7 protein-coding genes and 1 pseudogene are annotated in these 13,296 nt (G+C 76.3%); 3 read left to right on the forward strand and 5 right to left on the reverse strand.

Going from position 1 to position 13,296, the window contains the following annotated elements:
- Positions 1-365: 365 nt before the first annotated feature.
- A pseudogene (locus OG556_RS15835) lies at positions 366-1,670 on the reverse strand (PP2C family protein-serine/threonine phosphatase); the annotation flags it as partial.
- 168 nt (positions 1,671-1,838) lie between these two features.
- Positions 1,839-3,176 (reverse strand): NAD(P)/FAD-dependent oxidoreductase, encoded by a 1,338-nt coding sequence (locus OG556_RS15840; RefSeq protein ID WP_371517584.1) that lies wholly within the window; start codon positions 3,174-3,176, stop codon positions 1,839-1,841.
- A gap of 573 nt (positions 3,177-3,749) precedes the next feature.
- On the opposite strand from OG556_RS15840, the gene OG556_RS15845 reads away from it, so the two are divergent.
- Both OG556_RS15845 and OG556_RS15850 read left to right on the forward strand, forming a co-directional pair.
- Positions 3,750-4,613 carry a helix-turn-helix domain-containing protein gene (locus OG556_RS15845; protein WP_363621295.1) on the forward strand — a complete coding sequence of 288 codons (864 nt, stop codon included), beginning with the start codon at positions 3,750-3,752 and terminating at the stop codon, positions 4,611-4,613.
- 596 nt (positions 4,614-5,209) lie between these two features.
- Complete coding sequence (locus OG556_RS15850; RefSeq protein WP_371517585.1) at positions 5,210-7,324, forward strand: sigma-70 family RNA polymerase sigma factor; 2,115 nt, start codon at positions 5,210-5,212, stop codon at positions 7,322-7,324.
- A gap of 74 nt (positions 7,325-7,398) precedes the next feature.
- Here OG556_RS15850 and OG556_RS15855 read toward each other — a convergent pair whose 3' ends face one another.
- From OG556_RS15855 to OG556_RS15865, 3 genes are all read right to left on the reverse strand, one after another.
- A complete protein-coding gene (locus tag OG556_RS15855; RefSeq protein ID WP_371517586.1) occupies positions 7,399-8,103 on the reverse strand; it encodes a DsbA family oxidoreductase in 705 nt (234 codons plus the stop codon).
- 199 nt (positions 8,104-8,302) lie between these two features.
- Entirely contained in the window at positions 8,303-8,824 is a 522-nt protein-coding gene (locus OG556_RS15860; RefSeq protein ID WP_371517587.1) for a universal stress protein, read from the reverse strand.
- Positions 8,825-8,920: 96 nt separating this feature from the next.
- On the reverse strand, positions 8,921-11,071 hold the full coding sequence (locus OG556_RS15865; protein WP_371517588.1) for an asparagine synthase-related protein: 2,151 nt from the start codon (positions 11,069-11,071) through the stop codon (positions 8,921-8,923).
- A 741-nt stretch (positions 11,072-11,812) separates the two neighbouring features.
- Here OG556_RS15865 and OG556_RS15870 point away from each other — a divergent pair.
- The gene (locus OG556_RS15870) at positions 11,813-13,240 is read left to right on the forward strand and encodes a hypothetical protein (protein WP_063348294.1); all 1,428 of its coding nucleotides are present in this window, start codon (positions 11,813-11,815) and stop codon (positions 13,238-13,240) included.
- The last annotated feature ends 56 nt before the right edge of the window (positions 13,241-13,296 follow it).

A 13,296-nucleotide genomic window follows, 5' to 3' on the forward strand; every position in this document is an offset into this window, starting at 1 on the left:
TTCCGGCGCTTCGTTCATCCAACTCGCTGGTGTCTTCTGCGGCTTGACGCCCCGTCCGACGTTTCAAACTCTAGCCGATCCCTGCTCCGAAAAGCGAATCGGCCGCAATCCAATAAAACGAACACGCCGAATAAGAACCAAGCCGCGACAAGACGCGACCCAGCCCGAACCGGGAAGTGGTGTTTCGAAAGGATTGGCTACCGCGGGACCGTCCGCGCAAACGCGTGTCCGGTGCTCCCTGCCAGGCAGCTCGAAGAACACTAGACCTCGGGCAGGGCCGAGTCAAGCGCCGGTTCCGCCTCGGTGGCGCTCTCTTCAGCCACCTCTTCGGCTGCCTCTTCCTCCGCCTTCTCCTCCGGCTCCTCCGCCGGCAGGTGGAAGGCCAGGACGGCGACGTCGTCGTCGTGCTCGGAGGTCACGCCCATCGCCCGCAGGAGGCGGGCGCAGATCACCTCGGGGGCCCCGACCGCGCCGGTGAGGGTGCGGGCGAGGAGGTCGAGGCCCTCGTCGATGTCCTCGTCGCGGCGTTCGACCAGGCCGTCCGTATAGAGGACGCCGGTGGTCCCGGGCAGCAGGCGCAGGGTGTGCGAGACGTGGAGGCCGTCGCCGGTGCCGAGCGGCGGGCCGTTCTGCTCCTCACTGCGCAGGACCGTCCCGTCGGGGCAGCGCAGCAGCATGGGGAGGTGCCCGGCGGAGGCGTAGGAGAGGGTGCGGCGCTGCGGGTCCCAGACGGCGTACGTGCAGGTGGCGATCTGGTTGGCGTCGATCTCCATGGCGAGGCCGTCGAGCAGGCGCATCACCTCGTGCGGGGGCAGGTCGAGCCGGGCGTAGGCGCGGACGGCGGTGCGCAGCTGGCCCATGACGGCGGCGGCGCGCAGGCCGCGCCCCATCACGTCGCCGATGACCAGGGCGGTCCGGCCGCCGTCGATGGCGATGACGTCGTACCAGTCGCCGCCGACGGCGGCCTCGGCGCCGCCGGGCTGGTAGGTGGCGGCGACCCTCAGGTCGGCCGGCTGGTCGAGCTTCTGCGGGAGGAGGCTGCGCTGGAGGGTGACGGCGGCCTCGCGCTGCCGGCGTTCGGCTTCGCGGAGCCGGGCGGCGGCGAGGACCTGGTCGGTGACCTCGGCGGCGAAGATCAGGACGCCGGCGGGCGGTCCCTCGGTGAAGGTGTCCCCGGTGTCCCTGGTGTCCCTGGTGTCCCCGGTGTCGCCGGGGCCGAGCGGGACGCAGGAGACGTTGTAGTAGCGGTTGCCGGTGAGGCCGAGGATGCAGCGGGCCTTGACGCTGCGCGGGCGGCCGCCGCGGATGACCTGGTCCATCAGGGCGAGGACGCCCATGGTGCCGAGTTCGGGGAGGGCTTCTCCGGCGGGCAGGCCGGTGGTGCGGTCCCCGAAGAGTTCGCGGTAGGCGCGGTTCGCGTAGCCGAGCTGGTGGAGCGGGCCGTAGGTGACGGCCACCGGGGCGGGGATCCGGTTGAGGACCTCGCGCAGGTTCTGGGGTTTGTGCAGGTCGAGGAGTTCGGCGGCGGTGGCCAGGTTGGTGGGGTCGCGGGGGCCGGGGACGACGACGCCGTCGGCGGAGGGCGCGCCCTCGTCGGTGCCGGCCCCGGTGGGCGGGGCGGCACGCCAAGGGACTCCGGTAAGCCGGGCGCTCCAGCGCATGAGGTTCAAACGACGGCCGCTTCCTCGATTTCCAGGCATATCATCACTTTTTGTGTGCGCATCAGCACACGGGGTAATGACTAGGTTGGGCTGATCCTGTCAGGCAAGGGCCCGATTCCGGAAGTCGCCCGCCCGGCGTGGCCGCCCGTTCCGCCCCTGCGCGGGGCACCGGGGCGCTCACCGCGGGGCGTCCGGACCGCCGTCGGGCCGCGGTCCGGCCCCGGCCTCGAACTCCGGACGCGGATGCTCCGCCGCCCCCAGCGAGACCACCTCGCGGGAGAACAGCCCGCCCAGCACCCAGTCCATCAGCACCCGCACCCGGCGCTCCGCGCTCGGCAGGCGCCGCAGGTGCCGGGCCCGGTGCAGCCACCAGGCCCGCCGCCCGGTGATCCGGCGACCGCGCCTGGTGTGGGCGACGGCCCGGCGCAGGCCCAGCGAGGTCGAGCAGGCGGCGTGGCCCGGCCGGTACTCGGCGAGGCCCGCGGCGTGCGGTCCGGCGTCCAGGGCGACCGCGATGTTCCGGGCGAGCAGCTCGGCCTGGGCGAAGGCGTGCTGGGCGTTGGGCGCGCAGGGCGCCCCGTCCGCGTCGGGGTCCGGTACGGCGGCGCAGTCCCCGGCCGCCCAGGCGCCGGGCAGCGCGCGCCCGTCCGGGCCGACGGCCTGCAGGGTGGCGAGGCAGCGGACCCGGCCGAGGGTGTCCAGCGGCAGGTCGGTGTCGCGCAGCAGCGGGGCCGGCCGCACCCCGGCCGTCCAGACCAGGGTGCGGGCGCCGAAGCGGCTGCCGTCGGACAGGGCGACGACCCGGTCCGCGGCGGACGCCAGGGTGGTGCGCAACCGGATGTCGACGCCGCGTTCGCGGAGCTGGCCGAGGGTGTGCTCGGCCAGCTCCGGCGACTCCTCGGCCAGGATCCGGTCGGTGGCCTCGACCAGGACCCAGCGCAGGTCCTCGGGGCGGACGTTGTGGTAGCCGCGCACCGCGGTCCGGGCCATGTCCTCCAGTTCGGCGAGCGCGCCGACGCCCGCGTACCCGGCGCCGACGAAGACGAAGGTGAGCGCGGCCTGGCGCAGGGCCGGGTCGCGGGTGGCGGAGGCGAGGTCGAGCTGTTCCAGGACGTGGTTGCGCAGGCCCACGGCCTCGCCGACGGTGGAGAAGCCGCGGCCGTGTTCGGCCAGACCGGGCACCGGCGCCGTCCGGGAGACCGAACCGGGCGCCACCACCATGACGTCGTAGGGGAGTTCGATCGGTGTGGCGGCCTCTCCGGGGCCCGCGGCGTCGGCGAAGGCGCGGCGGGCGGCGTGTTCGATCCGGGTGATCCGGGCGGTCAGCACCCGGCAGTCCGGCAGGGCCCGGCGGAGCGGGACGACCACGTGCCGGGGGTCGATCGAGCCAGCCGCGACCTCGGCCAGCAGCGGGTGGTAGGTGAAGTAGGCCTGGGGCTCGACGACGGTGATCTCGACCTCGCCGCGTCGCAGCCGTTCCCGCAGGCCGCGCTGGAGGTGCAGCGCGGTGGCCATCCCGGCACAGCCTCCGCCGGCGATCAGGATTCTGATGGTGCACCTCCTGCCGATTGGCGCTTCCTCCCGGCCCCGCGGCCGGGGGTGTCCCCCCTCGCGCCCCCCTATGAAGGACCGGCAGGGGCGGTCTTGTCCACAGTCCGTACCGCGCCGGATGTGACGGAAGTCGACGGGTGGGGCCAGTTGTGCTGCCCGGGCGACTTTCTGACGGACTTTCGGCCGCGAACGGGCGTGAACTATGGTCGGATTGTGTGCCGGAGCGGTTACCGCCATGACAATCGGCGGCGACGCACCGTGGAGCGGCCACTACGGCCAGTTCCAGCGTTGGCTCGAGAACCCGACTGCGGGACAGTCATCCGGGGAAGGGTAGTTCCCGGACAAGGCCCCGGACGGTGCCGACGCGCCGAGCCGGACGCGAGCCGGCCCGGAGGCACGAACCGTGGTCACGAAACGGGACGGGCGGCAACGAGCGATGGGTCATCAGGTCATTTCTGACGGGCTGAGCTGCACCGGGGGGTGCAGGGGCGGGCGACGACAGGGTCCGGGTTCGGGCGCCTGCGGGGGAGAGTTGGGATGATGGAGCAGGAGCAGGTGTTGGGGCGAACGGGAACACCGCACGCCGGCCAGGGCATGGTGCCGGAACAGCGCGGCCCGGTGGACCTGCCGCCGGAGGTCGGGGCCGCCTATCCGGGCGTCCCCTACCGGGTGGAGCCACCACCGGCCACCGTGCACGTCCCCGGGGCCCGACTACGGGTGGACGCCCGGCGGAACCTGGAGAGCGTGCTGCGGGCCGCCCGCGAGGTGTTCGGCGAGTTCGGCTACGGCGCGCCGATGGAGGAGGTCGCGCGTCGGGCCGGGGTCGGCGTCGGGACGGTCTACCGGCGCTTCCCGAGCAAGGAGGTGCTGGTCCAGCGGATCGCCGCCGAGGAGGTGGCCTGGCTGACCGCGCAGGCGCGGGAGTCGCTGTACGGCGGCGGCGGAGCCTGGGAGTCGCTGGCCGGTTACCTGGCCCGGGCGGTCAGCACCGGCGCCGGGCGGCTGCTGCCGCCGGAGGCGTTCCGGTACGCGGAGGAGCTGGGCCGGGTGCCCGAGCAGCGGGTGCCCGAGCCGGCCGCCGTCCGGTTCGACCTGCGCGGCGAGGACGCGCAGAACGGTGCGGCCGTCGAGCCGTCGGCGGCCGACGCCGATCCCCGGCTGCTGCTGCAACTGCTGGCCGCCCTGGTCGCCCGGGCCGGTGCGGCCGGCGAACTGCGGCCGGGCGTCACGGTGTCGGACGTCGTGCTGGTGCTGACCGCCTCGGTGCCGGTGCACGCGGCCCGCACCGCGCCGACCACGGCCGGTTTCTCGGCCGGGGTCCAGCAGGCGGAGGGGCAGCCGACCGCCGGCCCCTCGGACCGGCTGCTGGAGATCCTGCTGGACGGCCTGCGGGCACGCTGACGCGCCACCACGGGTGCGGCCCCCGCCGGTGGCGGGGGCGGGAGTTGGACGGGAGACCGGCGCGCGGACCAGTCACGCGCGCCGGGTGCGGGCGGTGCACAACCACCCGCCCTGGGCTGGCCGAACACATCCGCGACGACTCCTCGGAAGAGTGGGTCCCGGCCGGTCCGGCTACCGCCCGTCCCTGCGCTATGCCATCCTTTGCCCGTGGTTGGAGCCAATGTCCCGATGCGCGCCCTTCGCGCGCCCTCGGCGCCGTACAGCGCGGAACCGTGCGCCCACGCACTCCGGCGCGCCCTGCCACACTGCGGGGGCTGTCGTGGAATCTGGGGTCCGTTGTGAGCGCCGAGGAACAGAACGACTACGGGTACGGCCTCGACTTCGGCCCGTCCGGAGGCTTGACCGGGGGACTGGCCGACGGCTCGTCCGGCAGTACGCCCAGTGCGTCCAGTGCGTCCAGTGCGTCCAGTACGTCCGGTGCGTCCAGTGCGTCCGAAGGCCCCGCCACGGCCTCCGGCGGCCCGGCCCAAGTACCCGGCGCCGCACCGGGTTCGGCCACCGGCCCGACCGCCGGACACGTTCCCGACCAGGCGGGCATGCCCAGCCGCGAGTCCCTCTCCGCCTCCGCCGCCTCGCTGCCCCCCGGGCGGGTGCCCGGCCAGGCCCCGGCCGGCCGCGGCGGCGTCGCCCCCGAGGCGTTCGTCGGCGCCGGCCGACCCGCCCGCCCCACCGTGCCCGCCCCCGCCGACCCGGTCGACGGCGAGCGCCCGGCCTCCGACGCCGAGTTGACCGCCCGGGTCCGGGCCGGCGACGACACCGCGTACGAGGAGATCTACCGCCGGCACGCCGACTCGGTGCGCCGCTACGCCCGCACCTGCTGCCGGGACAGCTTCACCGCGGAAGACCTCGCCGGCGAGGTCTTCGCCCGCACCCTGCAGGCCCTGAGGGCGGGCAAGGGCCCGGAGTTCGCCGTCCGCGCCTACCTGCTGACCGCCGTCCGCAACGTCGCCGCCGCCTGGACCCGCAGCGAGCGGCGCGAGCAACTCGTCGACGACTTCAGCGTGTTCGCCCAGACCTCGGCCGCCGTCGTCGACCTCGACCTGGCCGACCCCGGCGCCGATGCCTGGGCGATGGCCATGGCCGACCAGCGCATGGTCATGCAGGCCTACGCCGAACTGCCCGAGGACGACCGGATGGTGCTCTGGCACACCGAGGTCGAGCGGGAGTCCCCGAAGACCGTCGCCGTGATGCTCGGCAAGACCGCCAACGCCACCGCCGTCCAGGCCCACCGGGCCCGCGACCGGCTTGCCGCCGCCTACCTCCAGGCACACCTCTCCGGCAGCCAGGACCGCACCTGCGAGGCGTACGCCAACCGGCTCGGCGCGTACGCGCGCGGATCGCTGCGCAAGCGGGCCTCGGCGGACGTCGGACGGCACCTCCAGGAGTGCGACCGCTGCACGGCCGCCTGCCTCGAACTCACCGAGATCAACGCCGGTCTGCGCGGGGTGCTGCCCGCCGGCGTGCTCGTCTGGATCGGGGTCGGCGGGTTCAGCGCCGCCGCGGCGGCCGTCGGCGGAGTCGCCGCGGTCGGCGGCGCGGCCGCGGGCACCGCGGCGGCCACCTCCGGAACCGCGGGAGCCGGTGCGGGTGCAGCGGGTGCAGGCGCAGCGGGTGCGGGCGCCGGTGCGGCCTCCGGTGGAGGCGGGGCCGGAGCCGGCGCCGCGGCCGGCGAGGGCCTGGGCACCGCCGCCAAGGCCGGGATCGCCGCCGCCGTCGCGGTGGCCGCGGCCGCCGTCGCCGCGTACGCGCTCACCGGCTCGCCCGAACCCAAGCCCCCCACGGCCGCGCCCCCCGCCGCCGGTGCCCCCGCCACCCCCCGGCCGCAGGCCCCCGCGCCCGTACCCGCGCCGCCCGCGCCCGCCGACCCGGCGCCCAGCAGCGCCGCGGCCGCCCCGGCGCCGTCCGAGCCGAGCCCGAGCGCGACGCCGGTCGCCCGGTCGACGTCCGCCCCGACGTCCGCCCCGACAGCCGCCCCGACGGCCGCCCAGACCACGACGAAGGCCGCGTCGCCGGTCACGCCGAGCTCGACGACGCCCAAGCGGACCCCCACGCCGCCGCCGGCCCCGGACGTCCCCGCCGTGCCGACGCCCAGCGTGCCGCCGCTGCCCACGCCCGAGCCGCCGGTCGTCCCCGTCGTCCCCACGCCCAGCGTGCCGCCGCTGCCCACCCCGACGGTGACCCTGCCCTCGCCGCCCGCGCCCACCGACTTCTGGGCCGACTCACTGCCCGTGGTCAAGCCCGGCAACAACCGGGTGCCGCCGCCCGGCCCCAGCATCCGGCAGAAGGGCAGCGACTGGCTCTGGCAGCACGACAACGCCTGGATCGGCGGCGAACGCCACGGGCACGCCATCACCGTGCACGCCCCGGCGACCGCCCTGATCGACCTCAACCGCAGCTGCACGTCCTTCGACGCGGTCGCCGGGGTCGACGACGCCACGCTCTCGCCGGGCGGTGTGGTCTTCTCCGTCCAGGGCGGCGACGGCGGCACCCTGTGGCGCTCCCGCCCGCTCGCCGCGGGGGACGACACGGTACCGGTGCACGTGCCGCTGGCCGGGCAGAAGTCGATCCGGCTGGTGGTCACCCCGGTGCACGGGATCTGGTCGGCGCTCAACGTGGCGGACTGGGCCGAGGCCCGCTTCAGGTGTTCCTGAAACGGGCCTCGGCGGGGGCTGCGCGGGGTGGGCCCCACGCGGGGTAGGGCTGTGCGGGGTGGGCCTGTGCGGGGTCAGATCGCGCAGGAGCCGTCCGCGCAGGCCTCCCCCGCCGGGGCGACCTGCACCGGCGCCGGGCGGGTCTCGCCGATCTCGGCGGCGACCTGCTCCAGCACCTTGCGGAAGGTCTCGGCGTCCTGGCCGCCCTGCACCGCCCACTTGCCCTCGAACACGAAGGTCGGCACCGCGGTGATGCCCAGCTCCCGGGCCTCGGCCAGCTGCGCGCTCACCTCGGTGGCGCCCTCGTCGCCCGCCAGGTAGGCGGTCACCCGCGCCCGGTCCAGGCCGGCGGCCACGGCGATGTCGGTCAGCGCGGCGCGGTCGCCGACGTCGACACCGTCGGTGAAGTGCGCCTTCAGCAGCTCCTCCTTCAGTCGCCCCTGGACGGCCGCGCCGTACTCGGTCTCGGCGAGGTGCAGCAGGCGGTGGCCCAGGAAGGTATTGGCGTGCAGCGCGGCGTCGAAGTCGTACGTGATGCCCTCGGCGCGGCCCAGCTCGGCCACCCGCGCGTCCATCGCCACCGACTGCGGGCCGTAGCGCTCGGCCAGCCACGCGCGGTGCGGGCTCGCCGTCGCCGGCGCGTCCGGGACCAGCTGGTACGGCCGGTAGACCACCTCGACGCCCTCCTTGCCCGCGAAGCCCTCCAGGGCCTGCTCGAAGCGGCGCTTACCGATGTAGCACCACGGGCAGGCGATGTCGGACCAGATCTCGACCTTCATGAGGGGACTCCAGGGGTGGGGCGGGGACGGATGTCGGGATAGGTGAACGATGAACCATCTCGGTACATTCCCGACACCCCGGCCGGCCTCCCTGGTCAGCGCCGCCCCGACCCGGGCTGGTCAGCACCCCGAACCCGCCCCGACCCCGTCCCGCCCCCGCCCCGAACCCGCCCCGCCCCCGCCCCGAACCCGCCCCGGATCAGCCCTCCGCGGGCGCCGGGACCACCAGCACCGGGCACGCCGCGTGGTGCACCGCCGCCGAACTCACCGAACCCAGCAGCAACCGCGCGAACCCCCCGTTCCCCCGCGTGCCGAGCACCAGCGTGTGCTGCCGGGTCGAGGCCTCCAGCAGCACCTCGATCACGTTCCCCAGCACCACGTGCAGCGACATCTCCCCCGCGTACGGCCGGGAACGCTGCCCCTGCACGGCCACCACCGCCCGGCGCAGCCCGTCCGCCATGCTCTCCACCAGCGTCTCGACGCTCTCCTGCACCAGCTCCGCCATCCCCGGCGGGTAGCCGGCCGGCGCCGGGTTCACCACGGCCAGCACGTACAGCGGCAGCCCGAACAGCTCCGCCTCGGTCATCGCCCGGTCCAGCGCCCACAGCGACCCGTCCGATCCGTCGCAGGCCGCCAGCACCCCCGGCGGGCGCCCCGTCGGCGGCCGCCCCGACACCGACAGCACGACGGGAACGGACTGCTCCGGGCTCACGCTGGCCACCACGGCTCTCCTCACCGACGGACTCGTTGCCCGCCATCATCACCTGCCCCGGCTCCCGGACCCCGTCGCCCGGCCGGGCGCGGCGCCCGGAGGGGGTCAGGAGGGACCGACGGGGCTGAGGGCCGGAGGTTGGGCCAGCGGAAGGCCGGTCCAGCAGGCTCCGTGGCGGCGGGCGCGGATACGGCGGAGCCAGAGTTCGGTGGAGACCAGGTCGGCGAGGCCCGCCAGGGCGGCCGGGGAGAGGGGCGTGGCGGGGTCGGCGAGGCCGGCGCGGACGGCGGGGAGGTCGATGAGGCCGGCTTCGGCGAGGAGGGGGGCGTCGAAGAGTTCGGCGAGGCCGTCGGCGGCGAGGCGCAGGCCGGCCCGGGCGGGGGCGGTGCGGTCGGGCCGGGGGCCGCGGCCCCAGTCGGGGGGCAGGTCGGTGCGGCCGGCGCCGGTGAGGACGGCGTGCAGGAGGGCGTGCCGGGCGCCGGGTTGGAGGCGGACGTCGTCGGGGAGCAGGCGGGCGGCGCGGACCACCTGGTTGTCGAGGAACGGCGCGTGCAGCCGCTGGCCGGGCTGTTCGGCGGCGTGGACGAGGGTGCGGTAGGAGCGCGCGTGCCGGTAGAGGGCGTGCCGGGCACGGTGTGCGCCCGGGCGTTCGTCGGGCGCCGGTCTGCGCGCCGCCAGCCGCAGCCGGAGGGCGACGGAGGAGAGCGCCTCGTCGGAGAGCCAGCGGGCGGCCGGGCCGGGGACGCACCAGGCGAGGTCGCCGGCCGAACGGTCGCCCGCCGTGCGGCCGCCGCCCGGGAGGTGGCGGGCCGTCAGCTTGGCGGCGGCGTCGTCCAGCGCCTCGGCGTAGCGGACCCGGGAGAGCCGGTGGGCGGCCCGGACCACGGTGAGCGGGGTGCGCAGCGCGCCGGCCAGGACGCCGACGACGGCCCGGTCGGCACCGGCCAGCGCGGCGACCGGGGGCAGCAGTTCGCGCGGGCGGCCGGCCCGGATGAGGTCGGCGAGCCGGGCCGGGTGGCCGTCGAGGACCTGGCGGGCGCCGTAGCCGGTGAGGTGGTCGGTGCCGCCGGCGTCGAAGCGGACCTCGGCGCGGGCGGCGGCGACGAGTTCGGGCCCGGGCTCGTCGGTGAGCCGGCCGGGCGGCGCGTCGGCGTGCAGTCCGGCGTACGGGAGGGTGTCGGGGCCGGGGTGGAGCACGGTGTGCCGCAGCCGGGGGGTGTCGGGGGCGAGCGCGAGGGTGGTGGGGGGTTCGGTCTCGCCGAGCGTGACGGCGGCCAACTGTTCCGGGGCGGAGGGTTCTTGGGCGGCGACGCGGGCCCAGGAGCCCTTGACCGCGCCGTTCCTGGCCCCGGCGCGGACGGCCGGCAGGCGCTCCGGGCCCGTGCCCGCGGGCACCGGCGGCAACGGCACGGCGGCGGCGAGCAGGGCGACGGTGGCGGAGGCGGTGCCGTAGGAGAGGTCGACGCCGAGCCGGGCGCGGCCGGCCGGGCCCGGCGCGGTGGCGGGCACGGTGGTGCGGACCCGGGAGCGGACGGACTCCAGCAGCGCGCGGGTGAGTTCGCGGACGGCGGGCGCCTCGTCGCGCGGCTGCTCCCGGACGGCGGGGTCGTCGTAGGCGGAGAGGTAGGGGTGGCCGCTGCGGATGGCGAGCACGTGGCCGGGCGGCACCCGCTGGACGCCCAGGTACGGGGTGCCGGCGCCGAGGGCCTCGGGCGATTCCGGGCAGGCGAGCCGGGCGGCGAGGTGGCCGGTGTCCAGCGGGGCGCCGACCAGGTCGGCGAGCGGGAGGGCGGCGGTGGCGTACGCGGTGCCGCCGGCCCAGGGGGTGTGGAAGACCGGCTGGGCGCCGGCCAGGTCGGTGAGCAGCAGGGTGGAGCGGGTGCCGGTGCGCAGGACGGCGGTGTAGCTGCCGGGCCAGGCGGTGAGGTGGCGGACGGCGCCGCCGCGGGCGGCGGCGAGGCCGGCGGCGAGTTCCGCGTCGGTGGCGCCGCAGTGGCCGAGGACGGCGAGGCGCAGGGTGGCGGGGGTGTCCTCGACGGGGTCGGGGGCGGTGGGGCCGGTGGTGACCGTGGCGGGGGCGCCGGGGCGGAGGGTGGCGAGGCGGATCTCCTCGGGGCGCCAGTCCCCGACGGCCCAGAGCGGGTTGGGTCCGGTCCACAGGGGGCGCGCGGCGATCGGTGCGACCGTACCGAGTGCCTCGTGCGCCGGTGCGCCCGCCCGGGGCGTGCCCGTGCTCCAGCCCGTCAGCCACCGCATCGCGCCTCCACCGGACGAGGACCTGCACCCGTACGGCGCTTCCGCCGCCGGGCGGCTCCTCGCCGGTCCGCGGTGTGCCGTGGCGGCCGCCCCGGGTACCGGCGCGCCGTCAGGAGACATCGTGCCACCGGTTGGCGCTCCCGTGGCCCGTGTTGCCGGTTCCGGTTCCGCCGGGGGCCCGGCCGCGGGGCGGTTCCGGCCCCGGCGGCGATCCCGTTGCGGGCAACGGGTGTTGACGTGTGCGCGTGGTCCGCGGGGCGGGCCGGGCCTTCCCCTCCCCGGCCCGGACCGCCCCCCGCGCCGCCTTTGACATGGGCATCGCGAGATGGCCGAAAGGCGTCGCCCAGCCCGGGAGGGCATCCGCATGCCCTCCCGGACTCAACCGCCACCCGCGGGGATTGAGGTGGCGGCATCCCCCGGCCCGCCGGGTCCTCGACGGCGGGCCGACCCACGACCACCAGCGAATCGCCGACCAGCCGGTCGAGCCAGGGGGCACGGCCGGGCGCACGTCAACACAGGACCGGAGCACGAGGCTCCGGCGTGCGGCACCCCCGGCTCGATCCGAGTGGTCCGGACCAACCCCGGCGAGGAGCCGGCGCCGCACCGCCGGGTGCACGATCCCGCCATCCGGAATGCGGCCTCTTAACCGTCGGAACGCGTCCGACTACTCTAGGTACAGCAGCTACGGCCCGGTGCCGCCCGGGCCCCGAGCACAAGGCCGCAGGAGGTGCCGCCGCCACCATGACCGTCAGCCCACGAGGACCGAACGAACGGCTCGGCACGCTCCTGACCCTCGCCCAGATCAGCAACGCCGGACTGGCCCGCCGGGTCAACGACCTGGGCGCCCAGCGCGGGCTGACCCTGCGGTACGACAAGACCTCGGTGGCCCGCTGGGTCAGCAAGGGCATGGTCCCGCAGGGCCCCGTCCCGCACCTGATCGCCACCGCGATCGGCGGCAAGCTCGGCCGCCCGGTGCCGCTGGAGGAGATCGGCCTCGGCGACACCGACCCGGCCCCCGAACTCGGCCTGGCCTTCCCGCGCGACGTCGCCGAGGCGGTCCGCTCCGCCACCGACCTGTGGCGGGTCGACCTCGACCTGCGCCGCGGCCCCGGCGGCGGCCGCTGGAGCGACAGCCTGGCCGGCACCTTCTCGGTCGCCGCCTACGCGACGCCGGTGTCCCGCTGGCTGATCACCCCGGCGGACGGTTCGGTCGCCCGGGAGGCGCCGCGCGCGCCCAGCGAGGCGTCCTCCTACCGGGTCGGCCACTCGGACGCCGCCAAGCTCCGCGAGGCCGCCCAGGAGGCCCGCCGCTGGGACTCCAAGTACGGCGGCGGGGACTGGCGTTCGTCGATGGTGCCGGAGTGCCTGCGGGTGGAGGCGGCCCCGCTGCTGCTGGCCTCGTACAGCGACACCGTCGGCCGGGCGCTGTTCGGCGCGACCGCCGAACTGACCAGGCTGGCCGGCTGGATGGCCTTCGACACCGGGCAGCACGAGGCCGCCCAGCGCTACTACATCCAGGCCCTGCGGCTCGCCCGGGCCGCCGCCGACGTGCCGCTCGGCGGCTACGTGCTCGCCTCGATGAGCCTCCAGGCCGGCTACCGGGGCTTCGCCGAGGAGGCGGTGGACCTCGCCCAGGCCGCCCTGGAGCGCAACCGGGGCCTGGCCACCGCCCGGACGATGAGCTTCTTCCACCTGGTGGAGGCCCGGGCCCAGGCCAAGGCCCGCAACGCGGCGGCGTGCGCGACGGCGCTCGGCGCGGCGGAGAGCGCACTCGAACGGGCCCGCGCCGGGGATCCCGATCCGGCGTGGATCGACTTCTACGCCTACGACCGGCTCGCCGCCGACGCCGCCGAGTGCTTCCGCGACCTCGGAGTGCCCTCCAAGGTCCGCCAGTTCACCCGCGAGGCGCTGGCCAAGCCCACCGAGGGCTTCGTCCGCTCGCACGGCCTGCGACTGGTGGTCTCGGCGATGGCCGAGGCCGAGGCCGGCAACCTGGACGCCGCGGTCGCCGCCGGCGAACGCGCCGTCGAGGTGGCCGGCCGGATCTCCTCCCAGCGCAGCCGGGAGTACGTGGTGGAGATGCTGCGCCGCCTGGAGCCCTTCCAGGGCGAGCGCCGCGTCCGGGAGCTGACCGAACGGGCCCGCGCGGTCCTGGTCGCCCCGGCGTGACCGGCGACAGTTGCGGCGCACCGGCGTGACCGGGGGCGTGCCCGGCCGCAGTTGAG

The organism is Kitasatospora sp. NBC_01300 (assembly GCF_041435235.1).
Lineage (GTDB): Bacteria > Actinomycetota > Actinomycetes > Streptomycetales > Streptomycetaceae > Kitasatospora.

Coding starts and splice junctions, on each gene's coding strand:
- OG556_RS15840 (WP_371517584.1), bottom strand. CDS start 3,176: ATGGCCACCGCGCTGCACCTCCAGCGCGGCCTGCGGGAACGGCTGCGA.
- OG556_RS15845 (WP_363621295.1), top strand. CDS start 3,750: ATGATGGAGCAGGAGCAGGTGTTGGGGCGAACGGGAACACCGCACGCC.
- OG556_RS15850 (WP_371517585.1), top strand. CDS start 5,210: ATGCCCAGCCGCGAGTCCCTCTCCGCCTCCGCCGCCTCGCTGCCCCCC.
- OG556_RS15855 (WP_371517586.1), bottom strand. CDS start 8,103: ATGAAGGTCGAGATCTGGTCCGACATCGCCTGCCCGTGGTGCTACATC.
- OG556_RS15865 (WP_371517588.1), bottom strand. CDS start 11,071: ATGCGGTGGCTGACGGGCTGGAGCACGGGCACGCCCCGGGCGGGCGCA.
- OG556_RS15870 (WP_063348294.1), top strand. CDS start 11,813: ATGACCGTCAGCCCACGAGGACCGAACGAACGGCTCGGCACGCTCCTG.